Here is a 26,787-nt window from a genome sequence, read left to right as displayed (position 1 = left end):
AAAGTTAAAAAGCAATTAATATGATTCTATATGATAGGATTCCCTAAAAATTCAAAGTGCTTTATCATAATTGTCTTATTTATTCATATTTTTGTTTTTTAATTATTTAAAGAGAATGAATAAATCTACTTATATTACAAAAGAAGGAATGGAGTCTCTGCAAAACGAAGTGCAGGAGATTTGGGAAGAACGAAAAGTAGTTACTCAAGCTGTAAGTGACGCAGCTGCAATGGGCGACCGTTCTGAAAATGCTGAATATATTTATGGTAAGAAAAAACTTCGTGAGATAGATGGACGTTTAACTTACTTAAGAAGAAGAATCAATACATTAAAAGTTTTTGATCAAAAGGTAGACGATACAAGAGCTATGTTTAGTGCTTATGTAACGTTTAAAGACCAAACCAACAGGGAAATGACATTGAGGTTAGTAGGCCCTGATGAAGCTGATATCAAAAAGCAAAGTATTAGTATTGCTTCTCCAATCGGAAAATCATTATTGAATCAATCTGTCGGTGACTCAGTAGAAGTAGTTACTCCAGCCGGCAAAAAAATATTTACAATTCTTAAGGTTAAATATTAACCACATACAAGTACAATGATGAACTTTATAACAAAAAGATTTTTTTTTAGTACACTGATTACCTTGTTAATCTCTCACTTTACTCTTGCCCAAGATCTTTACGTTTTACATGTTAGTGGTGACATCTTAAATACTACCAATAATGTAAACTTGAAAGTAGGCGATATGATCAGTAAAGATGCCTCTCTTTCATTTGGTTCCAACAACGCAAAAGCCATCGTTATTGGAAAAAGCACTGGTAAAATGCTTTTAGATGGAAGTAAAAGTAAAAAATCACCTACTGGTGAATTTATGAGCTTAGTTTCTGAAGTTTTATTTCCGATTCAATCCAACAAGCAAATGAGTACTCGTAGCGTACTTTTTGAATCAGTAGCCAATATTAGTGATTACTTCAATGGAGACGCCTATGTTTTCATCACAGATTCAATCATCCTAGATATTAATCAAGAAAAATATCCTCTTAACGAAGAGAAGCAAATGGCTTTAAGATTTACATCAGGTGAAGAGATCTTCAACAGATGGATCCCTAACTATGGAGACAACAAACTTCTTTTAGAGAAAGAAAGATTATTTGAAGGTGCAAGCCTAGATGAGATTGAAACCGTAGATGTTTACTATGTAGTAAAAGCTTCTAGAAAAATTGATCACATTGGAAGTTTCAATCCTATTTTTGTCAACCAAGATCAATTAAAAGAAGAGTTGATTTCTTTAAAATCATTCCTTTCTACAAATCAGACTGAAAAAGCAGAAGAAATTCAGGCTGAACTTTATCAATATGTATTAGACATCTATGGTCAAACAGATTTTGAGATGTTTAATGAATGGATCAAAGACGAAGGAATTATTTAATCAAAAAATATATTCTGCAAAAAAAGCAAGGCATTATTATTGTCTTGCTTTTTTTATGATTTAAGACTTTTAATAGTACAACATGACTTCCGAAAAAAAAGACAAACGTTTAATTTTTAGAATGCAAAGGAACAAATCTCTGATGTGGGGATTATCTTCCATTAATGCAATAATAATGATGGTAGGGCTATTATTTTATATGACTATCGTATATGTAATGCCTGATGAAATTCTACTGATTGAATTAATGTCAGCCACACGAAATGCATTATTTAAAGCAGAAGAAAAGCCTTCTAAAGACCGTTTCCTTTTTGTCAACTGTTCTTGGGAAAAAGATCTCACCGCTAAAGTAGACACCAATGATTTTGTGATTGGAAATGTAGATATCACAAATCGAAAATCCATTACACAATTTCTATCGCTTTTGAACCAAAAGCCCGACAATCACGAATTTCTATTAGTCGATATTCGTTTTTATGATAAATCAGAGGATGATAGTTTGATGGAAGCTGAATTTCAAAAAGCTAAAAATACCATTGTTTCCTATCATAAAGGAGCTAATAATGCTCCAAAATATCCTGTAGTAGATGTTCCACTCGGTTTGTCCGATTTGCAAGTGCAAGAGCTAAACCATGAAGAAACTATTACTTTGAAGTATCATTTGATGCAAGGTGATTCTTTGAAAACTACACCCCTCTTGATGGCTGAACAAATTTATGGTGACACCTTAGAAAGAGGATACTTCTTCAGTAAATTTAGAGGTAATTATATGCTCAATGGATATATTTTAGATTACCCTATTCGACCTTATGACTTGTTTGTAGCGAATAACTACACTTACATTCAGATGCACGAATTACTGAGTATGCCTCCTTTTTTAGTAGAAGATTTTACTAAAGATAGAATTATTGTATTAGGTGATTTTGAAGACCGAGATATTCATAAGACAATCTATGGATTTATGCCTGGTCCTCTGATTCTAACGAATGCCTTTATCACATTAGAAAAAGGCTATAATAAAATCACAATTGGCTTCTTTATCTTTATATTTATCTGCTTTACGTTTATCTCTCATAAAGCACTTACGTTTAAAGATCCAATTACTGTATTTATGCAGAAATTCTTCGAATCAGATCACTTCCTTGTTGAACTACTTCAAGATTCCTTGTTCTATCTGATTTATTTTGCAGTAATGTCAGTCATCTCTTATACCTTGTTCAATATTCACTTGACTATTCTTGTATTGTCATTCTATATGTATGCACTAGAGCAAGGATTGTTATTTTATAAAGAGTGGATAGAGGAAAAAGATGCCGAATCTGACAAAAAATTGGAAACAGAAACGGTTCAAGAAGACAAATAAATTCAGAGTTGAACAAATTTGATTTCAAATTACTTTTAGTAATATAGATCATTCAATTTTATAAAAATTGTATTGTATTTTGGAGCATGTTTTGAGGATGTACTCATTACGTGCTCTTTTTTTGAGCTAAATCAAATAAACTCGATACTTATTAATATGCATACTGAATTCAAAAAAGTAGCAATGATTGCCCACGATGGCAAAAAAGCAGAGATGGTGGGCTTTTTCAAAGATCACATGGATGTACTAGAAAATAAGCAAATTGTTGCTACCGGTACAACAGGTAGTCATTTAGTAAAAGCAGGCTTAGAAGTAGATTGTAAACTTTCTGGACCAAAAGGTGGTGATGCTCAAATTGCTGCATTAGTTGCAGAAGGTGATGTAGATGCAGTTTTCTTCTTCAGAGATCCACTAGGAAAGCACCCACATGAACCAGATGTTCAGATGTTGATGAGAGTTTGTGATTTATATGATGTGCCATTAGCTACAAACCCAGCTTCAGGACACTTACTCATGGAAGGTATCAGAAAATTCTCAAAGTAATTGTACAAAACTTTGTAAAAAAGAGAGTCACCATAAAATTAATTATGGTGACTTTTTATTAAACTAGTTGTGAGTTTGAAGAAGTAATTTCTTCATTGTGGTTATGTTACTCATCAAAATACATTAAACTTGTCTCTCGATTCCCTGCGTCATCGGTATACCAATTTTTTCGATTGACGCCAGCACTTTCAACAAACTCTCTAAAGTTTACATATGCATTTGTAATATCTATACTTTCTTTTGGCGGGTGGAATCTATGAGCAATATGTAATCCCCATGGGTGCCCTTCTGCCGTTTTATAATTTCCACTATCTTCTCCAGCAGTTCTTAACGATTGATCGTACTTTTCTGTTGGTGTCCCATTGGCCAAGTGCAATTCGTTTGATCTCACTTGATTGATAAAAATAAATGGATTGAAACCCTCTACTGGGAACGAACTCATGTCCACTGGATTGACAAATGTGGTTTCAATAATGAATTCATCACTTTTCTTAATATTACCATCTCCTTTCACCAAACCAAAGTGGTTATCAAAAACGATCAATACAGGTGCTGCAGGATCAATTCCTGTTTCTAATCCTTTAGCATCTAAAGCAACTACTCCTGTCAATATTTTAGAGCCTGTCACACTAGCTATCGAATCCGCATGAATTGGTAATTGATAAGCAAAACCACACGGTAAGTCAGAACGAACAGACTTCACAACAAAAGTAGAATACACTTTCACCACTTTATTTTGTCCATTTGCAACAAAATTGTGTCTGTATTGTACCATAATATCATTGAAGTCATAATCTCCTTTTTGTGGATATAAATCTTCAAAAGCAAAAGTTCCAAATCCATTTTCACCAGGTGTATATTGATCAAAAGCTTTATCAGGATCATTCGGATAATCATCAAAGCCATCTACAATACCATCATTATCAGAATCCTCTCCTTCAAAGTCACTCTCACTACATCTAAACGATGTAAGGTCATTCATTTTTCTTCCTACTGAAGCTACTACTATAAATGAACCATCTTTTACATCCATATAAATCAATTTACTATTTGATTCATTTGTCGAAGCATAGATATAGTCAAAGCGGTCTATCGTCACACCTGTAAGATAATAAGGGAAGTTATCAGCACTGACCCTAGTAGCAACCAAGTTTGTACTATCTTCATTTACAGCCAATCTAAATAAACCACCCGAACATGCTTGGTAAATTGTACCATCAGACCCGAAAGTAAGGTCTCCTCCTCCATTTTGACTATTTGAAATTCCTGTTCCGGTAAGCGTTTTGACTACATTACCATTGGTTGGATCAATCATGGCATAATTAGAACCGTTACCAATGTAAAGTAAGCCATCCCATTTGTTAAAAGCCATTCTTGGGTAGCCGTTATCTAATCCACTTATACCTGTTGTTAACTTTTTAATGGTAGAAGTGGTCTCTGTATCTTTATTGTAAGAATATAGTGTTCCATTTACATCATAATAGAAAATATCATTTTCTTGATCGTAAGCCATCGCATAGCCTCCAGTGTTGATGGTACCATAATCGGTTTGGTCATACGTATCACTTTCAATGGCAATACTAAAAAAGGCTCCTTGGTGATTCATTGCATAAACATAATCCTCACAACTTGCCAAAGCTCTTCTATTGGATGAAGTCATTTCTTGAGCCAATTTATCAAAATCAACTTCAAGTTCATTACTGGTGACTGTCACTAACTTGTACCACTCTTTACCTTTGAGTCTTTTGACAACATATAGTCTTTCTACATATGAAGGTAAAGTTACTCTGTAACTAGAATTACCTTCTTCACTTGAAATAGTATTCCCTAGTTTGGTGTAATTACCTTGATCATCTATCATATAGATAGAATACAATGCTTTACCTGTAAAAGCAGAAGATGAGATTTCAATGTTAAAAGATTGAGTTACATCATAGTTAAAATCAGCAGGTACTTCAATATCATCTACGCTACTGTTAGTTTGGGGGGTTGGATCATTATTTAAATCGTCATTGATTTCTTCTTCAACAGTTTTAGTACATGAAAAAGAAAATCCGATAAGAGATAATATCAAACCTATTTTAATAAAGGATTGGATATTCATTGAGCTATAACTATTAGGTTTTAAATGTTTACAAACGCATTTACATAACACCTCAAAAGTATTATTCATTCCAATTATGTAAGTTTGAACTTCTTAAAAAAGAATAATGTAATTTAATAACCCAAATTTCATTAATAATAATGATGTATATTGAAATAATACAATAATCAAACGAATAGTCCCTTCACTTTTATTTCTTCACATGAAAAAGGTTTAAAGCACTTTAAAATCTAATGTAAGAAATGAGAAATACAGTTTTCATACTACAAAAAAAACCACTCTAATTTAAAATTAAAGTGGTTCTTAAATATCACAATGAGGTAAAACTATCTCTTTTTACCACCTAAACGGCTACGTAAAGATCCTTTCTTTTTACCTTTCATTTTATTACTCATACCTGGAATACCAGACATTTTGTTTACTTTCTTCATCATCTTACGCATTTCTTCAAACTGCTTGATCAAGTTATTTACTTGTTGCACTGAAGTACCTGAACCATTTGCTAAACGCTTCTTACGAGATTGGTTTAAGCTATCTGGATTCATTCTTTCGTAAGGAGTCATTGATTGAATGATTGCTTCTACTGGCTTGAATGCATCGGAATCAATTTCTTGATCTTTCACCATTTTGTTCAAACCTGGAACCATACCAATCAAATCCTTCAAATCACCCATCTTTTTGATGTGTTGGATTTGAGATAATAAGTCATTAAAATCGAATTGGTTCTTTCTTAATTTCTTATTTAATCTTCTCGCCTCTTCTTCATCGAAAGCTTGCTGAGCTCTTTCTACTAATGAAACAACGTCACCCATACCAAGGATACGCTGAGCCATACGATCTGGGTAGAACTCATCTAAAGTATTTTCAAGTTTCTCACCAGTTGAGATGAATTTGATAGGCTTGTCTACTACTCTACGAATAGAAAGAGCTGCACCTCCACGAGTATCACCATCTAACTTTGTAAGAACAACACCATCAAAATCTAAACGATCGTTGAAGGTCTTCGCTGTATTTACGGCATCTTGACCAGTCATCGAATCCACTACGAATAGTGTTTCTGACGGGTTCAATTCTTTCTTTACAGCTTCGATCTCTGCCATCATTTGCTCATCAACAGCTAAACGACCTGCTGTATCGACTACAACAATGCTTTTACCGTTTTGTTTCGCAAACTTAACAGCGTTTTGAGCAATCTCTACAGGGTTTTTGTTTTCACGTTCAGTGTAAACATCAACACCAATTTGCTCACCCAATGTTTCCAACTGATCAATAGCGGCAGGACGGTAAACGTCAGCTGCAACTAATAATACTTGTTGACCTTGTTTTTTTAATCTTAATCCAAGCTTACCTGTAAAAGTAGTTTTACCAGAACCTTGAAGACCAGAAATCAAAACAGTTGCCGGGTTACCTTGTGGAGCAAAAGCAACCATTTCGCCACCCATCAACTCTGTTAATTTATCACTAACAATTTTCGTGAATAATTGACCTGGTTTTACGTCAATAAGAATGTTCTCTCCTAAAGCTTGTTCACGAATTTCATTCGTAATTTCTTTAGCTACTTTAAAGTTAACATCGGCTTCTAGTAAAGCACGACGAATCTCCTTTACAGTTGAAGCAACGTTAATTTCACTGATCGAACCTTCACCTTTTAGGTTTTTAATGGCACGATCAATCCTGTTACTAAGATTATCAAACATATATTATATGAATTCCTTGTATTAATACTATTTCTAATTAGTCTGCAAAAATAAAATTTAATGGGATCAATTACAATAAATACTCCACTTCAATAATGATTATTTTGAATTAAATAAAATCAACATTATTCAATATAATTTAGCTACCTTATTATAAGGGAATTACAAAAAACAACACCAAAGAGTGAATATTTTGATTTTCACTGCAAATCAGCGGATTAGAAACATCGATAAACAATACATAAAAGTAGAATGAAAAATAATCTTCAAAAAATTGAAAAAATATTCGTCTTCGATACAAGAAAATACAATTAATCTGTGTTATAGTAGTATAAGATTATTTTTGTCAATCTTAAATAAATAGCTTGTGTTTTTTGTCCTGTACATGGTATATCTTTTTTGTCAGTCAAATAGAACTCACTACAAAGCACAAAATTCACTGAAATATCACATTCATAACTATAATGATATATAATAGTAGATTATATCTGTATACTTTTGTAATTTTCTTTTCTTTAGTATTTGTTAGTTCCTTCGCCCAAGACGTTGAGTCATTAAAAAAGCAAGCCAAATTTAATAATGACCCTGAAGCTTGGTACCAATTAGGACTAACTTACGAAGAAGGTCTGGTTGAGAAGAAAAGTATCAAAAAAGCGACTCAATATTATGAAAAAGCGGTGATCCAAAACCACCCTGCTGCCGCATTGCATTTAGCTAAAATCAAAGAAGCAAAAGGTGAGACTACTGAAGTTATCAAACTGTATAACATTGCAGCCAACGGTAAAAATGCTGAAGCTCATTATATTTTAGGAAAATACTATCTCAAAGGTCAAATCGTAGGGAAAGACCAAGATCAAGCGATCTATCATTTACTTAGAGCATGGGATCAAGATTTTAAGGATGCAGGAGAACTGTTGAAAGAAGCAGATCTTGACGCTTACTCTAACAAGAATAAAGATATCTTTTATCAAAAGTATTTAGGAAACAGCGGTAATGCTCAATCTGAATACGCTTTAGGATTAGCCTATAAAAACGGAGATGAAGTAGAAAAAGACCTTAATAAGAGTTTTGAATTACTGACAAAAGCAGCAGAAAAAAATCATCCCGAAGCTCAATATGAATTGGCATTATTCTATAAAAATGGTCTTTTAGGAAGTAAAGATTCTAGAAAGGCAGTGGCCTTATTACTTAAGTCAGCCAACAATAATAATAAAGACGCCATTCAACTGTTGTCAAAAATGGACGTCAAAACTTTTGTAGATCCTAATAACCTTGATTACGTTCAGTATAAAGCTTTAGCAGACAATGACGCTGAGGCTCAATATGAGCTCTATTTATTATATGCTAACAAAGCAAATCCATCCAAAGAGGATGAATTAAAAAAGGTTGAATTTCTACAGAGAGCAGCATTGCAAGATTATCAACCTGCTATGTTATCTCTTGCTGATTTATATTTTAATGGTACACCCCCACTCCAAAAAAGTACTACATCGGCATTCAAATGGAGAAGACAAGCTGCCTATGTTGGTTCTGACTCTGCGGAGTACTTATTAGGCAATATGTATGCTATGGGTGAAGGTGTAGCACAAAGTGAAGCAACGGCAATTAAGTGGTACATGAAAGCTGCTAATCATGGTGTTTATTCGGCAAAAGTCGCTTTAAAACAATATGACATCTCAAAGTACTTAGACAAGAGCGACCTTGAATATGCGACATATTTAGCAAATCAAGGTAATTTAGATGCTCAATTAATGTTGGGTAAATACTATTACAAAAAAGAAAAAATATCAGCCATCCATTGGTTAAGTAAAGCTGCTGGACAAAATTCGGCTGAAGCAGAACTTTACTTAGGTGATATTTACAAAGATGGAAAATGCCAGACTCCACAAGATTTATCAAAGGCTGAAGTTCACTATAAAAAAGCAATTGCATTAGGTAATCAAGATGCTTATTTAAAAATGGCACAACTTTATGCCTATCAGAAAAATACAACCACCGAAGTAACTGCTGCCAGCAATCAACCTGAAGCGATGAATTACGCAAGTCAGTACATGACTCGTTCAGTGGCTGTCGATAGTAAAAATACGGATACTAACCCTGAAGCTTATCTGATCATTGCCGATATTCAAATTCAAGAAGAAAATTACTTTGAAGCCATCAAACAATATGATTTATATATCAAAAGCTTTGATGAAGCTAATGGCAACCACAAGGAATTTATCGATGTTTTAAATAAACAAGCTATCGCATATGCATCGGTAGATGAAGTGAGTAGTGCTTTACTTCAGATCGATATTGCTTTAGCGAAATCAGATGATTTTAGCCAATTAAAAGGCTTTAAAGACGATTATTCAAACATCAAAGGAGAGCTATTTTATACTCAAGCAACTCTTTTATTCCAAAAGGGAGATAAATACAAAGCTTGTAATGGCTTCCAAAAGGCGAAAGCTTTAGGAATTAAAATCGAATCGAAGTACGAAGATCTCTGTATGAATTAATAATATTTTAGAAAAGAAAAGGCATTCACAAAACGAATTGTGAATGCCTTTTTTATATGAATTATCTTAAAGACTAAGACTCCATGCTTCTGATCACTTTCAATTGATCTTTCAATTTAGCAACCTCAACTTTTGCCTCATCAATCTTCACGTTGTATTCCTCTAACAACTTGTTCGCTGTTTTAGAATTTGCAAAGAATGCTAAGTTGTTTTGCCATAAAGCAATATCATCCTCTAAGTTTTTGATACGAGTTCTGATGTTTTGCTCTTGGTTTCTTAGACGGTTACCACCACCTGGAAGGTGATTGAATACTGTAGCCAATGCTTGTAGCTTACCTTTTTCGTCTAAATCCTCTGAGTTACCTACATACTCCTCTACTACAGCAACAAATTTGTCAACGATAGCATCTTTTTCTTTACGAGGTACAAAACCGATAGCGAAGAATGCTTCAGCTTTTTCGTCCAATAACTTTTGGTCGAAAGCAGCTTTATCAGCAACAAGTTTAGAAATCTCTAAACATACCTCTTCTTTTTTCTTCAAGTTTTCGATAAACTCTTTTGACTCTTCTTGACGCTTGTTACGCTTTCTTTCGAAGAATGCATCACAAGCTGCCTTGAATTCAGCATATACAGAATCTCTGAATTTTTCAGGAACTGGGCCAATACCTTTCCACTCTTTTTGTAAAGCGATCAATGCATCAGCAGTAGCATTCCAATCTGAAGATTCTTTTAATTCTTCTGCTTTTTCAACTAAAGCTTTCTTCTTCTCTAAGTTTACGGCTCTTTGAGCTTCTAATACTTCGAAGAACTTGTTCTTATTTGCAAAGAATTGTTTGAAGTTTGCCCAGAATTGTTTGTTGATGCCATTTGCCACTTCTCTTGGAACTGGACCAATTGCTTCCCACTCTTTCTGAACTGCTAATAATTTCTTTGTCTCCTCGTTCCACTCTTTGATACGGTCAGTATCGAAAGTTGAGAATGGCTCTACTTTTAAGCACAATGCCTGCTTCAATGTCATGTTTTCTTCTAACACTTTCTTGAATTCTTCAGCGTGCTTTCTCTTTTTATCGTAGATCTTATCTGAAATTTCTTTAAATGCATTCCAGATATTATCCTTCTCCTCTTTTGGAACTGGACCAATGTTTCTGAACTCTTCGTGATATTGGTTTAAAGAAACTACTGCATCATTGATATTTTCTACATCAATAAGTTTTTGAGCTCTTTCAATTAAACCTTTTTTCGCTTTTAAGTTCTTTTGTCTATCCAACTCTTTCAATTCAAATTCAATGCTCATTTGATCATAGAATCTGTCTAAAAGAGCTCCATATGTCTTATAGATTTCTTCAGCATTTTGTTGAGGAACCGCACCAATTGTTTTCCATTGAGCTTGTAGTTCCTTCACTTTGTTCATTACCCCTTTGTCATCAGTTGTTTCAATCAACTCTTTCACTTGGGCAATGATACTACGCTTTTTCTTTAAGTTATCGTCACGCATTTTTTGCATTTGCTCAAAATGTTGACGACGGCTTGTTCTAATTGTACCGAAAGCTTCGTAAAATGCTTTTGCGTCAGCGTCTGCATATTCAAAACCTTCTACATCACCATTGCTAGCTTTGAATTCCTCACGAGCTTTAGCTTCTTCTTCCTTTCTTAGAGGTTCAAAAACTTCTTTGATTTGCTTCGCGATTTTCTCAGCTTTAACAACATCAGAATTACCTACTAGCTTTTGGATTTCCTTTAAAAGCTCCTCTTTTGAGTGGCTAGAGAAATCTACATCTTCTTGTAATTCTTCTTCAACTGTTTGTGAAGACTCATCATCACCAAAATCTGCTACGTCATCACCCATATCAGCGACATCGTCTAATTGTGAAGCAGTGTTCTCAACTGCATTAGATTCTTGGATTTCGTTTGCCTGAGTTTCATCTTGTGGTGTACCCATCTTAAAAAGCGGTTAAAAGTGCATCAATATATACTACTGACCATCCATTATCATTGAGCAGGATGGACCATTGGCCAAAAAACACCCCATAAAAGGGATAGATTTTTCTCGGACAAAATTAAACATTTTTGCTATTTATAATAATGATTCAATCATTTTGATCCCAATTTTACAGTTTTATTAATGGAATTAGGGAAGGTCTTCTCATTTTTCTTGAATTTTTGATGTTTATCTATCAATTTTGAAAATCTGAGGACAAACAAAATATGGAAAAAAGACAAATTCAATATCAGTTTCAAGAAGATCATCTAATTAATTCTTCAAAGAATTTATTCGATGCATCAAAACTTAAAATGGAGGAAATGGTGATCAACCTAGGTCCTCATCACCCTTCTACGCACGGTGTATTACGTCTTGAAGTATTAACAGATGGAGAATATGTTGTAGATACAGTTCCTCACTTAGGCTACTTGCATCGTTGTTTTGAAAAACACGCCGAAAACCTCAATTTTCAACAAATTATCCCTTACGTAGACCGTATGGATTATATGGCTGCTATTAATTCTGAGCATGCTTTTGCCATGGGTGTTGAAAAAATGATGGGAATAGATGAGAAAATTCCAAAACGAGTTGAGTATATTAGGGTATTAGTGGCTGAATTAAACCGATTAGCCTCTCATTTTATCGCAATCGGAACATACGGATTAGACATTGGTGCTTTTACTCCATTCTTATGGTTGATGAGAGATAGAGAACATATCCTTCGCTTATTAGAATGGACTTCAGGAGCAAGAATGTTGTACAATTACATATGGATTGGAGGTTTATATTATGATTTACCTGTCGGTTTTGAGGAAAAATGCAAGGAGTTTATTGAGTATTTTGAGCCTAAGCTACAGGAGTTAAAAGAACTTATTATTGATAACAAAATATTCATAGAAAGAACAGCTAATGTAGGTGTCCTTCCTTTAGATGTTGCTATTAATTACGGCACCTCGGGACCTGTTTTAAGAGGGTCGGGTCTAGCTCATGATTTGAGAAGAGTAGATGGCTATTCTGTTTATCCTGAATTAGATTTCGAAATTCCAATCGGTGAAGGAAAAATGGGTACTGTCGGTGATTGTTGGGACAGAACTAATGTAAGGGTTTTAGAATGCTGGGAGTCATTAAAAATCATGAAACAGTGTTTAAAACAATTAACTACAGATCACAAAAGAGATCGTAATTTTGACCCTCAAGCTTTGGTTCCGAAGAAAATCCGACCTAAAGCAATGGATTTTTACAGCAGAGCTGAAAATCCAAAAGGTGAGTTAGGATTTTTCTTTAGAACAAATGGTAAATCTGACATACCTGAACGTTTAAAAGTAAGAGCATGTTCTTTTTGTAATTTATCAGTCTTACCTGAAATTTCAAGAGGAGTATTATTATCAGACTTAATTGCGATAATTGGCTCAATTGATGTTGTTATGGGAGAAGTAGACCGTTAACACTGGTCATTTTTGAAAGAGAATGATATTAAAGTCCAATAAGTTTAAAAATATCAATGAATACATTAGTAATAATACAGACTTAAACATTTGTATTATCACTCATTGCTATCCGCCAGATTTTGGAGCAGCACCTCATCAGTATGCGCATATGGCGGAAAGCTTTCATGCTATTGGACACAACGTCACCGTTTTGACTTCTCACCCCTATTATCCAAAAGGAAAACTTCAACGTAAAGATTTCTTTAAGTTAAGGCGTCACACAAAGATCAACGGTATAGACGTTTTTAGGCATTGGCTAATACCGTCTCAACAAAATAGTGCGATATTACGCCTATTAAGCATGACAACAATGCTATTAAGTATGCTTTTTTCGATGAACCTACTTAAGAAAAAGCAAATTGATGTTGTTATCGTTCAAACACCTCCTATCACATTACCTCTATTGGGTATTCTTTTAAAAAGGATTCAAAAAGTAAAACTTGTACTTAATGTTTCAGACCTTTGGCCACAAGCCATGGTTGATTTAGGGAGTATTAAAACCAATTCTATCGCATATCAAATTTTGCATAGGCTTGAAAAATTTTATTACAGTAAAGCTGATTTTATTATTACTCAATCTGATGAGACAAAGAGCTACATCCAAGATTTAAACTTCAATGATGTTTTTCTTTATAGAATTGGTGCTGATATTAATGTTTTTCATCCTCATAAAAATGTACAAAGAGGTGAAAAATTAAAAATTGTATATACAGGTGTTTTAGGGGTTGCACATGGCATATTAGATCTCATTCAAAAAGTGTCTTTTGATGCTTTAAATTGCGAATTACACATCTATGGTGATGGTATAGAGAAAAATAAAATCAAGAACTATATCATCAAAAATCAACTCCAAAATGTGATTTTACATCCCAAGGTCCACTATAAAGAAGTCCCTGAAGTTGTAAAGCAATATGATGTAGCACTTATTTCTCAGAAGAAATATGTCAAAGGGACTTTACCCGCCAAATTGTATGAAAGTCTTAGTTTAGGGATGCCTATTTTATTTCATGGCCAAGGGGAAGGTGAACAATTGGTACAAAAACATCAATGTGGCTTTACTTCTAGACCTAATGACCTTGTACAATTGACCAACAATATTAAAACTTTACAGCAGTTATCCGATCAAGAATTTCAACTTTTATCAACCCAATCAAGAAAAGCTGCTGTAAACCATTATGATAGGGATTTACAGTTCTCAACGTTTTATGAAGCATTGAAAACCGTAACTCATCATCTTATATTTGCATAAAAACCTTTATTGATCCACAAGGTCCGTTACCTGCTTCAAGCGTTCTTTTGCTCCTGCTAGAACTAGTGTATGATTCTCACAAAGTGTAATATCTCTAAAGTCTTGAATGAAGACTTTTTCTTCTTGCTCCTCTACTTTTTTATGTACTGAGTGTGAATTCTCTTTCAAACAAATCACGGATACATGATAGTTATCTCTAAATTTCAAAGTTCTAATACTCTTACCTAGAAACACTTTCGGAACGTCCAATTCTACAATGTACACACCAGGAGCCACTTCGTCCATTGCTTTCACTTGATTATTCATCAACTCCAAAGCAAACCTCTTTCCTTCTTGTTTTTCAGGAAAAATCACTCTCGATATCCCCATTTTACCCAAAACTTTGGCATGCATATCTCGAGTTGCACGAGCAAAAATCTCATGTACACCTATTTCTTTCAATGCCTCTATTGCCAATAGTTTTGTCTCAAAGTTCTTACCATGTGATAAAATAACAGTATCAGTAGGCTTAATGTGTTTTTTTAGTGCTAATGGGTTAGTTGTATCTGTTTCGTAAAGATATTCAAAGCCCATCTCTCTCAACCTCTTCAGAGTAATAAAACTATCTTTTGATTCTCTTACAGATTCAAAATCATTATGTAAAATGATTAGTAAGTCTTCTTCACTATCTCTTAAGGTGAGGGCGACTTCAATACCGAAAGCACCCATACCAATTAATACAAATCGTTTTTCTACCTTTTTCATTTCTAACCAACTAAAATTGATGTTTCTGGATAACGATATTTAAAGTTATCATGATTTTCACCTAATAATGATACTAATGTAAATAATCCAATTTTACCTGAAAACATAATAAGTGCAATCAACAATTTCCCAAACATGGAAAGTTCAGCAGTAATACCTCTTGACAACCCTGCTGTACCCATTGCTGAGAAAAACTCGAAAAATAAATCTTCCGTTTCCAATAAAGGCTCAGCAATTACCAACAAAAATAAACCAAAGAAAGATAACAAGATCGACATCATAAACACAATGACCGCTCTACGTATAGAAGATTCTTCAATGGTATTCCAACCTATATGCACATGATTATGCCCTGTTATTTGAGCCTTTAAATATTTCAAAAGAATGTAGGCCGTCGTTACCTTAATCCCACCTGCTGTCGAGTTCGGCGCCCCACCAATGTACATCAGCATAATCATCATCATAATACTTCCTACTGATAAATCTCCCACCTCAACTACAGAAAAACCGGCAGTACGACATGTAATACTGGTAAAAAATATCTGAAATATTGAATCCGATGCAGGTTGACTATTCCATAAATTAAAATCAGTAATGTATAACCCTATGGCACCAAAAAAAATCAAAAAGATTGTTACATTGATGGAAATACGAGATTGTAAACAGAGGTTTCTTTTGAATTTTTCTTTACGCTTAAAAACTTGACTATAAGTCTTGAAACCTATACCACCAACGATAATCAACAACATAATGATCGTTCCTGAAAACCAATCCGTAGAGAATTCATTCCCCTGTAATCCATTTGGGAAATTTGAAAAGCCGGCATTACAGAAAGCAGAGATAGAGTGAAAAATGGAAACAAAGATGCGATCTGTATTTGATAGGTTTAAATCACCCCAAGCAATATACAATGCAACAGCACCGATTAGTTCAATTGTAAAAGTGATATAAAAAATCTTCTTTAGAATATCTGCAGAAGAGCTAATACTGTCCGATTCAACCATATCTTGAATCATAAACTCTTCTCTAATTTTAACTCCTTTCTGAATCGTCAAGGCGATAAAAGTTGTCAATGTCACAATTCCCAACCCACCAATCTGGAACAAGAACATTAAGATCAATTGTCCTTTGAATGTAAATACTTCGCTGATATTAAATGGAGCTAAACCTGTCACACAAACAGCTGAAGTGGAGGTAAATAATGCATCAACCCAATTAATTGGTTGTAAAGTCGCTTCGGGTAACATCAATAATCCCGTTCCCATAACAATAATAAAAAGAAGGGAACCCACAATCATTGATGTACTATTTGCAGTAAAGAATAACCATGTTGAACGGTTATTGGCTAGTGAGTCTAAACTAGCGACAATCATGATAACCTGAACTACCACAATATATGTTGACCATCCCCAATGCTCGTTATCTTCTTGATAGTTATCCATAAAGAATACTCGGACAACTAGTATCACAAGAATAGAAAATATAAAAAGAAGATTTATTGCATTTTCCTTTATGAATATTTTCTTGTCTTTTAAAAAGAAGAGTTTTATCAGGATGACAATCGCATATGTTGTGGCAATCCATCTATCATACTTTACCACTTCTACAAGTTCGGCTTTATTTAAGCTAAAGCCCTGAGTATAAATTAATGTTGATAATGCGGCGATTCCTAATAGTAATTCAATCTTAGGATTGTGTTTTTCTAACCAGTTCTGTAGGTTATTGATCCATACATTCCTTTGCTCAACAACAACTTTATAGATTGTCAAGACAAGCTTCAACAATCTTATTTTCTGTTTATCAGGCATTTATTAGATCTTCTTAAAGAATTTTAACTGTCTATTCACTAAATATAATTGTCTTCATTAAACAGAGTTTAAAAAACAACGTATAAATTCAAGATTAACAAAAAAAATTCACAAATCCCTCATTATTATGACACAGTTAATTGTATCAGTGAAAGATGATAAAAATGCATCTATCATTAAAGAGTTATTGAAAGATTTATCCTTTATTGATAAAATACAAGAAATCAATTCAGTAGAAGAAGAACTTTCTTCAGAAGAACAATTAGAAAATGTCAAAAAACACATTTTAGCCCTCAAATCAGAACATAAAGATATATCAGTTAAAGTCGACTGGAAGGGTTAATATTTCCTAATCGAACATTTCAGGAACGTGTGCTTCATTACCCTTTACTAAATCTTCAAGACACTTTATCCACATAGGGTGATCATTAAGGCTTTCAACTAATTGCCAATGTTCTCCTCCATTTTCCTCAAATACTTCCTTATATTCTTCACCTACTTCCACCGTTGTTTCGAGACAATCCGCAACAAATGCTGGTGAGAAAGCTAGGACACTTTTCTTACCTTCCTTCGTAAGATTGATGATGGTATCTTCGGTGTAAGGCTGAATCCATGGGTCTTTTCCTAATCTAGATTGGAAACAAACACTGTATTTATCATCTGAAAGACCTAATTCTTTTGCTATTAGATCAGCTGTTTCAAAGCAGGCTGAACGATAGCAAAAGGTATTTTTAGGGTAACTTTTGCGATTACATTTTCCACCTTCTCCTCTTAGTTTACAACATGTTTTAATACCGGCCTTGATAATTTGACGCTCAGGAAGTCCATGGAAACTAAAAATTACATGGTCATAGTCATGAGAGCGTAAATATTTATTTCCAATATCAGCAAATGTCTTAATGTATAATGGATGACGGTGATAATGTTGTACATAACTCACATCTGGAATTACTTGCCAGTTCTGTGTCAATTCCATTACCTTTTGAGCTACAGAACCCGTGGTAGCTGATGCATATTGTGGGAATAAAGGAACAACAACAATTTCAGAGATATCATTTTTTCTCAGCTCATTCAAGGCGCTTTCAATAGAAGGGTTTTGGTATCTCATCCCCAAAGCCACATGATAGCCTTCTCCTAGCCTTTCTTGAAGTAACTTTTTACATTCAATTCCATAAAAAAGTAAAGGAGAACCGTTTTCCGTCCATACTTTCTTATATTCAGCGGCTGATTTCGGAGCTCTAAAAGGAGCAATAATTAAGTTGACTAATGGCCATCTTTTATAGAAAGGAATATCAATTACCCTTTCGTCCATTAGAAATTCTCTTAAATACTTTCTTACATCACCTGTATTATTGCTATCAGGTGTTCCCAAATTGACTAGTAATACCCCTTTTTTCATTTGTCGTTATGTAGTAAATGACCCACCTCAATATATCAAAGGTGGATTAATGTCTATAAAAAACGAATCTTTACTAAATCATATTGTTTAGTAAAGATTCTACTGTTATTAAACTAACCTATATATGTGATGAAAGTTTTAATTTTCATTCACTTTTTTAAATGCTACAATAAAATCAGCTCCTTCTCCATAGGTAGATTCACAAGAAACAGTACCATTCATATCTTCCACCATTTTCTTTACGATGGAAAGACCGAGTCCCGTGCTATGCTCTCCTCCAGTAGGTCTTGCTGATAGCTTCTGGAATCGACCGAATAGCTTTTTCTTATCATTCTCATTCAAACCAGGTCCTTCATCCTTAATATGAACTTCCAGGTTGTCTTCTTCTTCTTGAATGAAAACATTAATCTTTTTACCCTTTGGACTGAACTTTACAGCATTAGAAACCAAGTTTTGTAATATTTGACCAAAATAGGTTTCATCTACATTTGCATGCAAATTCTCCCCTGCATCAACTTCAATTGTGATCTCTTTCTTCTGAGCCGTTAATTCAAAGCGCTCTACCCCTTCTTTTACTAGCTTTGATAAATCAAGAGGTTGAATCGCCAAGTTAGAGGTTTGAGATTCTAAAGCATTGAGATCTAATATTTGAGTAATTAACTCTTCTTGCTTTTTAATAGAATCTTGAATCATGGAAATATATTCTTTTTGCTCAGAGCTGAATGTTTCCATATCAAACTTCATTAATTCAATCAATCCATCAATTTGACTTAATGGACTTTTTAAATCATGAGCAACAATACCAATCAAATGGTTTTTCTCACCATCTAACTCAATCAGTTCCTCATTTTGAACTTGAAGTGCTTTCGTTCTACTTTTCACTTTTTCCTCCAATTTCTCATTGGCTTCCTGAAGTGAGTAGAATAACCTTCTATTTTCAACCTTAAGATTATAAGCTTCAATGGCGTTATCAATCGTAACCATTAGCTCATCTCTGTTCCAAGGCTTTGTAATGTAACGGTATACTTCACCTTTACTAATGGCATTGATAATATCTTGAACATCACTGTAACCTGTCAAAACAATACGCATGATTTCAGGGTACAACTCTCTGACGTTCTCAAAAAGCTCTACACCCGTCATTTTAGGCATACGCTGATCTGAAATGACTACGCTAATATTTTGATGTTCTTCTTTTAGGATTTCTAAGGCTTCATCTCCACTATTCGCTATCAACACTTTATATACCTTTCTGAATCCAGCTCTAAAAGAAACTAAATTTTGTTGTTCATCATCTACATAGAGTACTGTTGGTTTACTCTTTTTCGTTTGAACACTATCCATATAAATAAATTCTATCTTTTTCGCTTAGGTGCCAAAATTACAAAGTAAATAGATGTAAATCGAATAAATTATATTTTTTTTACTTACTATACCCAACTTTTGGCAATGACTTCGGAATATGGATTTTTAAATCCTCTACCTCATGCTTTCCGGGAATGCACATTCGCTTCAAATCTTCAATGGTGCCATGAAAAACATTAAGATCTACATCTCCTTCAATTCCACGTGAATTTCCTCTGTCAGTGTATTGCCACATACTCCAATCTTTCCTTTCATCTTTCAAAATAGGTTTGAAAACTTTCCCATAAGCGGCAATCCAAATAGGATATTTCTCAAATGCTTTGCGATGATAGAAGACATCGTGATAAAAAGAATGATTAGTATAAATGATTGGCCTAATACCGTATTTTTTTTCAATTAAGTTTAACCAAATACTTACATTTTCCCTAATAGTATGAATTGGAACACCATCAAAAGTTTCAACATCCAAAACTGGCGGCAGATCACCTTTTCCCAATTTCACATGCTTTACAAACCAATCTGCTTGAGCATAAGGGTCCACTTTTGGTCTGAAAAAATGATAAGCTGATTTTATAATTCCCTCTTGATGTGCTGCTTTCCAATTTTTATCAAAATGACGATCCTTAAGATGTTTACCCTCTGTAGCCTTCATAAACACAAAGGAAAAACCATCATTGACCACTTCTTTGAAATCGACATCTTTTTGATAATGGGAAATGTCAATTCCATGCACATTATAGTCTACTCTTTTTCTAAAAGTTATATTAAAAAATAGCAAAGACAGTAGTGCAACTACAACACCTAAGAGAATTATAAGTTTTTTCACTTTAATTACTCAATCAAAAATTACTTTTAATACCAACACCGTTCCATTTTTGAAATGGTAGTTGCTGTATAAGTACTCAGACAAAACAAAACCCACTATCAGGTTTTTACTCCAATAGTGGGTCTTTATAGTATTTTATTAATTATACGTTGAATCTGAAATGCATTACATCACCGTCTTCAACTGTATACTCTTTACCTTCAACTTGTAATTTGCCAGCTTCTTTACACGCTAACTCTGATTTGTATTCAACATAATCAGCATAATGTATTACTTCTGCTCTAATAAATCCTTTTTCAAAGTCAGTATGGATAACACCTGCAGCTTGTGGTGCTTTCCATCCTTTACGGATAGTCCATGCTCTTACTTCTTTCTCACCTGCTGTAAAGTAAGTGATTAGATCTAATAATGCATAAGAAGCTCTAATTAAACGATCTAAACCTGATTCTGTTAAGCCATACTCTTCTAAGAACATTGCTTTTTCGTCCTCATCATCTAAACCTGCAATTTGCTCTTCAATAGCTGCACAAACTTTGATTAATTGTGCATTTTCTTTTTCAGCAATTGCTTTCATATTATTCACAAGGTCATTGTCCTCATGAATTCCATCTTCGTCTACATTCGCTAAGTAGATAACAGGTTTTGCCGTTAAAAGCATTAAATCTGCTACTACTTCCCACTCCTCTTCAGTGGCATCTATAGAACGAGCATTTTCACCACTTTCTAAATGTGCTTGGAACTTTTCTAATGCCTCTACGATTTTCTTCGCTTCTGCATTACCCGTCTTTGCCATTTTAGTGTTTTTCTGCAATTTTTTCTCTACAGACTCCAAGTCTTTCAACTGAAGCTCCATATCGATTACAGCTTTATCTTCTTCTGGGTCTACTTTACCTGCAACGTGAACAATATTTGGATCATCGAAGCATCTTACTACGTGGATAATAGCATCTACTTCACGGATATTGGCTAAGAATTTATTTCCTAAACCTTCACCCTTACTTGCTCCCTTTACCAAACCTGCAATATCAACAAACTCAATAACTGTTGGTAATGTTTTTTGAGGGTTTACCAATTGCTCAAGAACTTTGATTCTTGGATCTGGAACCACTACAACTCCTACGTTAGGGTCAATTGTACAGAATGGAAAGTTTGCTGACTCAGCATTTTCAGCGCTTGTTAAAGCATTAAATAACGTTGATTTTCCTACGTTTGGTAAACCAACAATACCACATTTTAATCCCATGGATCTATATCTTGTTTCAGAAGATTAATTCTTTGTCTATTTTTGCATGCTAAATAGCATGAATTCCGCGCAAAGATAATGTAAACTGTGGAATATTTAACTATAAGTCTACGATCAAAATTATCTAATACTATTTATTATGATTAATTTGCGATTACTTCCTCGAAAACATAAGCGTAAAATAATTCAACAGCATCCGTAGTAAATTGCAAGCTTCTAGCAGGATAAACTGTTTTTTCGAGGAGGACTAAACAGACAGGTATATGCAAGTTTTAGACTTTATAAAATATAAATTTATAGCAGGTAATGCTCATGGGTTGCACTCTCCATTTGTATTTGAACTTTATACACAGGTGATTGCCCCTGAAAAACAGTATTATATTTTTGATGAGATTGAAAATATCCGTGAGCAACTTTTGAATAATGATAAAAAGATAGAGGTAGAAGATTTAGGGGCAGGTTCAAAAGTCATCAAGCAAAAAAATAGAAAAATCTCTAAAATTGCCTCCTCTTCTTTATGTTCACCTAGGGAAGGTGCTCTGTTGTTTGAAATCATAGGAAAATACAAATACAAAAAGATTTTAGAACTAGGCACTTCTTTTGGTATTTCTACTTTGTATCTATCTACTTATAGCAAAGACATACAAACTGTTACTATTGAAGGAAGTAGTACAATTGCCTCCATTGCTAAAGAAAATTTCAAAAAGTTGAATGGGGTAAATATCAGATTGATTGAGGGAAATATCGACGACCACCTCCAACCAGCATTAGATGCTTTTGGTAAAGTAGACGTGGTCTATTTTGATGCAAACCACAAATATAAACCCACAATGAGATACTTTGAACAATGTCTTCCTCATATTCATGAGAATACTTTGTTCATCTTTGATGATATTTACTGGTCTAAAGGAATGAAAAAGGCATGGAATGAAATCTGTAAGCATCCAAGTGTTGGTATTTCTGTTGACCTTTATGATTTAGGGTTAATATTTTTCAGACAAAAACAACCTAAGCAATTTTTTACACTACAAAATAAACCAAATGAATAAAAAAGTTTTAGAAGAAGGGACCGCTATTGATATTCAATTTGAAAAAAGAGGTGGTTTCGTTCCAGTTATAGTTCAAGAAGTTGAAAATATGGAAATCCTGATGCAAGGATGGGCTAACAAATTAGCTTTGCAAAAAACGATAGAATTAGGTAAGGCTACTTTTTGGAGTACTTCTAGAGATGAGCTTTGGACAAAAGGACTCACTTCTGGTGATTATTTGGAAATCGTTGAAATTTTAACGGATTGTGACCAAGATTCTCTCATTTATAAAGTGAAAATGATGGGTAATGGAGCTTGTCATACTAAAAATAGTAAGGGAATCACTCGTAAATCTTGCTTTTACAGAAAAATTGAACTTGATCAATTGTCCAATCTTGACAAATAAATGATAAAGGAGAATTAATGTCTTTGTGCATTAATTCTCCTTTTTTGGACTTGATAATTTCCCATAAGACAATGGTATAAAGCATGAAAAATTAATTGACATTGCTTGATCATTACCGTTTACTGTCCCCAATTCTGAAATATTATCGAGGTAATCTGTAAATGGATTCACAAATGTGGCACTTAAACCAAACCCAAAATTGTTATCAAAATAATAAGTCATTCCTACCCTTGTAGGTAAGGACATTGCAAAATTTGAATAAGTCTCATTTTTATTTCTGGTTTCAAAAACGCCATTTGTTTCATCTTTGAAATTTTCTATTAATTCTGTCCCCTCTTCATCCAATGGATTGAAATAAAATATCCCCACTCCTTGAGCCACATACAACTTAAAGTGTTTACTATTTATCAAGTTAAACATCAAAGACAAACTGGTATTTAGTGTATGAGATTGAAAAAAGTTGTTAGGAAAAGGTGGTTCTAGTGGAGGAAGTACGTTGGGATCATCTAATTTTTGCCCTTGAAGATATAAATAACTTACATCCAATTTTAAATTCAACCTTTTTTGAGCTCTCATAATTAGCCCAAGGTTAAAACCACCATTTACCTTTGAAAAATTTGGAGATAAATCACCTTTATAAGATCCCAACCCTACGCCTAATTCTAAAATAGATTTTGGTTTTGTAGGTAATTGATCTTGTCCAAAAGAGTGAAATGAATAGATAAAAAAAGTAAACAGAAAGAGGTATTTCATAATCAATGTTTTCTTGCCCATTCGACAAATTTACTAATCTTCTCATCAGAAAGAATTTTCTCTTTGGTGTTAAAGTTCCTTCCCAATTCTTTTTCTGAATATGAATGATGTATAAAGTTATGGCATTTTCTACAAATATTTATGCCACTTAAGGTCATTTCTTCTTTTGTGAAATTTTTCTTAAACCATTTGTTCTTGTGAGTACTTTTGGGAATAAGATGATGAAAGGTTAATTCTTTCTTTTTTTCACACATTTCGCAAATTCCGATCAAATCTTGCTTAGGCATATAAAAATTAAGAATGTGTATGATAATAAGATGAATATAATGGTCAAATTTTTGATTGTAAACTATAACGATTACTTTTTTAATATTATTGGATGAAGTCCGTAATAAAATCAGTTGATCATTTATTTTGTTGGAATTACTGCCTTATTATTACTAAAAATAGTTCAATTTCTTGATAAGTACGTATATACCATTAAGTAGGCTCTTACCTATGCTCAAATTAAATTTATTAATGGACTTAGTCAGAATGATACAATATTTTTTTCATATGAAACTAAAAATCACATTTTATCTAATTTTCTTAATTATACCATTCATTAGTACTGCTCAAGATTTAAAAAACAAAGAAAATGTCATTGAACAATTTATGTTAAACCCTAAAGACACTTTAATGTGGGAATGCTATATGGGTAAATCATGGACTGTAATGAATATTTATGAGAAAGAACAATGCGTTGAATTATCTGAACGATACAGCGAAAATCTAAAGCAGAAGTTAACACAAGAGAAAATTTCTTTTGATGAAATCAACACCAATGCTTTTGATACTGAAGTGGATTCCATTGAAGCAACCGCTACAAAACTTCTGACCAATGATCTTTTAAAACAAGAAATAGAGTTAGAACAAACCGCTAAATCAGCCGCGGAAGCAAGTATAGCTGAATTAAAATCACTTTCTCAAAACACTAAAAAGAACCTTCTTTTAATTGAAGATCTTTTAAAGATTAAAACCCAAGAACTTAATATTGATTACCAAGGAATTGCGTCTGAAAACGGAGAAGAGGTTTTATCAAGAATAAAAATGTATGGTCAGAAAATCTATACGGTTACTTACAATCAAATCATAGAGAATAATGCCCCAAAAAGAGAATAACGACAAATCGTCCTTCTTTCAAGATGTTTGGGAGGTTGTTCGCCTCATTCCTGCCGGTAGAGTCACTTCTTATGGAGCAATTGGTGCTTATTTGGGCAGAAAAGGAAGTGCACGCATGGTGGGTTGGGCTATGAATGCTTCTCATGGAGACGATACTGTACCTGCTCATCGAGTCGTCAACAAACAAGGGTTACTTACAGGAAAACATCATTTCGATGTGAAAAATCCCATGCAAGTTCGTTTGGAAGAAGAAGGCATTGTTGTCATAGACAATAAAATTCAAAATATGGATCAGATTTATTGGGATCCTTCGATTGAATTGGAATTATAATTCAATAAAAAACATCTCTAATGTGTGGTAAAATCAAACATTAGAGATGTTTTTTTATCTACTTTACTTTTTCAACCTCTATGTAATCAGGCCCTCCATCTACAGGGTATCCTTCTACTTTTTGCCCAACAATTGTCACCTCCTGATCAATATAATTATCTAGATTCACAGAACTACTTCTCAATGCATACCCAGATACGGTATGAGTTCCATATTGATAAGTAGTAATTCCTTGTGCTTTGATGACACCCGTAATTTCAATTGTATTTGAATTTACATCGTTTTTAGCACAAGAAAATCCTATCATAATGATTGAGACTACAACTAGAAATGTTTTTATAGTATTCATTCGCAACTCTGCTATTGTTAAATGATAAACCAATTTTTGAATTGGGATAATATCAACCAAAATAGAAAACTGAATAACTAAGTTCAAAAATTCAATCTAGAATTTTTATAGGGTGTATACCTAAAACAGGAATTTTATTCTTTATCGCATTAATTACTGCTGAGATTTGATATTTCCCAATACGGCATGTTGATTGAGTTCTTAGCAAATTCATTCTCAATTCTCTTATTTCTTCTCTCTTTGACTTAAATATTGATGAAAGTCCCACCCTACTCTCATTCTATTTTCAACTCTTGTACGTTCTGGATTCTCCTTCATAAATTCAGCATAATAGTACTCTTCACATTCTAGTGTTTTATTGTAATATTCTAAAATACTGATCAAACTTGTAAATGTAAAATCAAACCTTTCCGTAGAAATAATAGATGACAATTGTTCATTGAATAAAGGGTATGTTAAAAGGTAACCTTCTAAATCAAATGTTCTATTTTTACGGTCTCCATAACTGTATTCAAAAATGACTTTTGAATCCGATTTTATAATAATACTCTGACTACCAATCCACTCCCCTTTCAATGAGTAAGCATCCCATTTGTTACAGAACTTTATAGAATCAATTAAAATTGGATAATTGGAGTCTATTTCCCTTAAAATTAATTCCTTATTCCACTTTTGATTTCCTTTTTCTAAATCAGTCCAATAATACTCTTTGGTTCTTTTGGTTAAGAGCATTCTCTCTACTAGAGATTGAGAAATAATAAGACTTTCCTCTAATTTCAATCGTTCTTCTTTTTCACCTTTTATTGTATAATCATATGATTCATAATTACCTTTTTTGTTTTTTTTAAAAACTAGTTCAGTCACTTTACTATATTTTGACCCATCAGGTGAATCTATTACTTGGAACGTCAAAGAGGTTGGACTTTGAGCCAATAAGAAATTGGATATTAATATCAATAGAAGGAGAAATAATAGTTTTTTCATTTCAAATCAAAGTTTTTGTATTACATCTTTAAGTAATTT

General features: G+C 33.5%; 25 protein-coding genes. 12 read left to right on the top strand and 13 right to left on the bottom strand.

From position 1 onward, the window contains the following. The first annotated feature begins 115 nt into the window (after positions 1 to 115). The 4 genes from IC221_RS07660 (at position 116) to IC221_RS07645 (ending at position 3,335) form a co-directional block, all read left to right on the top strand. Complete coding sequence (locus IC221_RS07660; protein WP_188168393.1) at positions 116 to 580, top strand: GreA/GreB family elongation factor; 465 nt, start codon at positions 116 to 118, stop codon at positions 578 to 580. A gap of 15 nt (positions 581 to 595) precedes the next feature. Next, the gene (locus IC221_RS07655; RefSeq protein WP_188168392.1) at positions 596 to 1,429 is read left to right on the top strand and encodes a hypothetical protein; all 834 of its coding nucleotides are present in this window, start codon (positions 596 to 598) and stop codon (positions 1,427 to 1,429) included. Positions 1,430 to 1,511: 82 nt separating this feature from the next. After that, complete coding sequence (locus IC221_RS07650) at positions 1,512 to 2,792, top strand: hypothetical protein (protein WP_188168391.1); 1,281 nt, start codon at positions 1,512 to 1,514, stop codon at positions 2,790 to 2,792. Positions 2,793 to 2,948: 156 nt separating this feature from the next. Further along, positions 2,949 to 3,335, top strand: coding sequence for a methylglyoxal synthase (locus IC221_RS07645; protein WP_044200822.1), 387 nt, complete (start codon positions 2,949 to 2,951; stop codon positions 3,333 to 3,335). A 106-nt stretch (positions 3,336 to 3,441) separates the two neighbouring features. On the opposite strand, the gene IC221_RS07640 is transcribed toward IC221_RS07645, so the two are convergent. After that, entirely contained in the window at positions 3,442 to 5,439 is a 1,998-nt protein-coding gene (locus IC221_RS07640) for an LruC domain-containing protein (RefSeq protein WP_188168390.1), read from the bottom strand. 326 nt (positions 5,440 to 5,765) lie between these two features. After that, a complete protein-coding gene (gene ffh / locus IC221_RS07635; RefSeq protein ID WP_188168389.1) occupies positions 5,766 to 7,136 on the bottom strand; it encodes a signal recognition particle protein in 1,371 nt (456 codons plus the stop codon). A 464-nt stretch (positions 7,137 to 7,600) separates the two neighbouring features. On the opposite strand from ffh, the gene IC221_RS07630 reads away from it, so the two are divergent. Then, on the top strand, positions 7,601 to 9,634 hold the full coding sequence (locus IC221_RS07630) for a tetratricopeptide repeat protein (protein ID WP_188168388.1): 2,034 nt from the start codon (positions 7,601 to 7,603) through the stop codon (positions 9,632 to 9,634). A gap of 73 nt (positions 9,635 to 9,707) precedes the next feature. Here IC221_RS07630 and IC221_RS07625 read toward each other — a convergent pair whose 3' ends face one another. Next, positions 9,708 to 11,573, bottom strand: a complete 1,866-nt coding sequence (locus IC221_RS07625) for a DUF349 domain-containing protein (protein WP_188168387.1) — start codon at positions 11,571 to 11,573, stop codon at positions 9,708 to 9,710. A 266-nt stretch (positions 11,574 to 11,839) separates the two neighbouring features. Here IC221_RS07625 and IC221_RS07620 point away from each other — a divergent pair, with 266 nt between their 5' ends. After that, entirely contained in the window at positions 11,840 to 13,060 is a 1,221-nt protein-coding gene (locus IC221_RS07620; protein ID WP_188168386.1) for an NADH-quinone oxidoreductase subunit D, read from the top strand. Positions 13,061 to 13,082: 22 nt separating this feature from the next. After that, complete coding sequence (locus IC221_RS07615) at positions 13,083 to 14,351, top strand: glycosyltransferase family 4 protein (protein WP_188168385.1); 1,269 nt, start codon at positions 13,083 to 13,085, stop codon at positions 14,349 to 14,351. 6 nt (positions 14,352 to 14,357) lie between these two features. Here the strand turns inward: IC221_RS07615 and IC221_RS07610 are convergent, their stop codons facing one another. Then, positions 14,358 to 15,095 (bottom strand): TrkA family potassium uptake protein, encoded by a 738-nt coding sequence (locus IC221_RS07610; protein WP_188168384.1) that lies wholly within the window; start codon positions 15,093 to 15,095, stop codon positions 14,358 to 14,360. A 2-nt stretch (positions 15,096 to 15,097) separates the two neighbouring features. After that, a complete protein-coding gene (locus tag IC221_RS07605) occupies positions 15,098 to 16,903 on the bottom strand; it encodes a TrkH family potassium uptake protein (protein ID WP_188168383.1) in 1,806 nt (601 codons plus the stop codon). 127 nt (positions 16,904 to 17,030) lie between these two features. Here IC221_RS07605 and IC221_RS07600 point away from each other — a divergent pair, with 127 nt between their 5' ends. After that, positions 17,031 to 17,246 (top strand): hypothetical protein, encoded by a 216-nt coding sequence (locus IC221_RS07600; RefSeq protein WP_188168382.1) that lies wholly within the window; start codon positions 17,031 to 17,033, stop codon positions 17,244 to 17,246. Between the two features lie 6 nt (positions 17,247 to 17,252). Here IC221_RS07600 and hemH read toward each other — a convergent pair whose 3' ends face one another. The 4 genes from hemH to ychF form a co-directional block, all read right to left on the bottom strand. Then, complete coding sequence (gene hemH / locus IC221_RS07595) at positions 17,253 to 18,302, bottom strand: ferrochelatase (RefSeq protein WP_188168381.1); 1,050 nt, start codon at positions 18,300 to 18,302, stop codon at positions 17,253 to 17,255. A 138-nt stretch (positions 18,303 to 18,440) separates the two neighbouring features. Beyond that, complete coding sequence (locus tag IC221_RS07590; protein WP_188168380.1) at positions 18,441 to 19,646, bottom strand: hybrid sensor histidine kinase/response regulator; 1,206 nt, start codon at positions 19,644 to 19,646, stop codon at positions 18,441 to 18,443. Positions 19,647 to 19,725: 79 nt separating this feature from the next. Then, a complete protein-coding gene (locus tag IC221_RS07585; RefSeq protein ID WP_188168379.1) occupies positions 19,726 to 20,493 on the bottom strand; it encodes a GH25 family lysozyme in 768 nt (255 codons plus the stop codon). A gap of 142 nt (positions 20,494 to 20,635) precedes the next feature. Then, positions 20,636 to 21,736, bottom strand: coding sequence for a redox-regulated ATPase YchF (ychF, locus tag IC221_RS07580; protein WP_188168378.1), 1,101 nt, complete (start codon positions 21,734 to 21,736; stop codon positions 20,636 to 20,638). Positions 21,737 to 21,999: 263 nt separating this feature from the next. On the opposite strand from ychF, the gene IC221_RS07575 reads away from it, so the two are divergent. Together IC221_RS07575 and IC221_RS07570 are read left to right on the top strand one after the other, a co-directional pair. Next, positions 22,000 to 22,785 (top strand): O-methyltransferase, encoded by a 786-nt coding sequence (locus IC221_RS07575; protein ID WP_188168377.1) that lies wholly within the window; start codon positions 22,000 to 22,002, stop codon positions 22,783 to 22,785. After that, complete coding sequence (locus IC221_RS07570) at positions 22,778 to 23,170, top strand: phosphoribosyl-AMP cyclohydrolase (protein ID WP_188168376.1); 393 nt, start codon at positions 22,778 to 22,780, stop codon at positions 23,168 to 23,170. The genes IC221_RS07575 and IC221_RS07570 overlap by 8 nt, the downstream gene beginning before the upstream one ends. A 30-nt stretch (positions 23,171 to 23,200) precedes the next feature. On the opposite strand, the gene IC221_RS07565 is transcribed toward IC221_RS07570, so the two are convergent. Continuing rightward, positions 23,201 to 23,923 carry an outer membrane beta-barrel protein gene (locus tag IC221_RS07565; RefSeq protein ID WP_188168375.1) on the bottom strand — a complete coding sequence of 241 codons (723 nt, stop codon included), beginning with the start codon at positions 23,921 to 23,923 and terminating at the stop codon, positions 23,201 to 23,203. Positions 23,924 to 23,925: 2 nt separating this feature from the next. After that, on the bottom strand, positions 23,926 to 24,210 hold the full coding sequence (locus tag IC221_RS07560) for a hypothetical protein (RefSeq protein ID WP_044200848.1): 285 nt from the start codon (positions 24,208 to 24,210) through the stop codon (positions 23,926 to 23,928). A 268-nt stretch (positions 24,211 to 24,478) separates the two neighbouring features. Here IC221_RS07560 and IC221_RS07555 point away from each other — a divergent pair, with 268 nt between their 5' ends. Continuing rightward, positions 24,479 to 25,084 (top strand): hypothetical protein, encoded by a 606-nt coding sequence (locus IC221_RS07555; protein WP_188168374.1) that lies wholly within the window; start codon positions 24,479 to 24,481, stop codon positions 25,082 to 25,084. Further along, positions 25,065 to 25,415, top strand: coding sequence for an MGMT family protein (locus tag IC221_RS07550; protein WP_188168373.1), 351 nt, complete (start codon positions 25,065 to 25,067; stop codon positions 25,413 to 25,415). Before IC221_RS07555 ends, IC221_RS07550 begins: the two co-directional genes overlap by 20 nt. 58 nt (positions 25,416 to 25,473) lie before the next feature. Here the strand turns inward: IC221_RS07550 and IC221_RS07545 are convergent, their stop codons facing one another. Next, entirely contained in the window at positions 25,474 to 25,764 is a 291-nt protein-coding gene (locus tag IC221_RS07545) for a hypothetical protein (protein ID WP_188168372.1), read from the bottom strand. Positions 25,765 to 25,989: 225 nt separating this feature from the next. Further along, entirely contained in the window at positions 25,990 to 26,748 is a 759-nt protein-coding gene (locus IC221_RS07540) for a hypothetical protein (RefSeq protein ID WP_188168371.1), read from the bottom strand. Positions 26,749 to 26,787: the final 39 nt, after the last annotated feature.

Origin of the sequence: Flammeovirga sp. EKP202 (assembly GCF_014534745.1) — a bacterium.
GTDB lineage: Bacteria > Bacteroidota > Bacteroidia > Cytophagales > Flammeovirgaceae > Flammeovirga.
The sequence above is the reverse complement of the archived record's forward strand: the minus strand, read 5'-3'. Positions and strand labels throughout refer to the sequence as shown.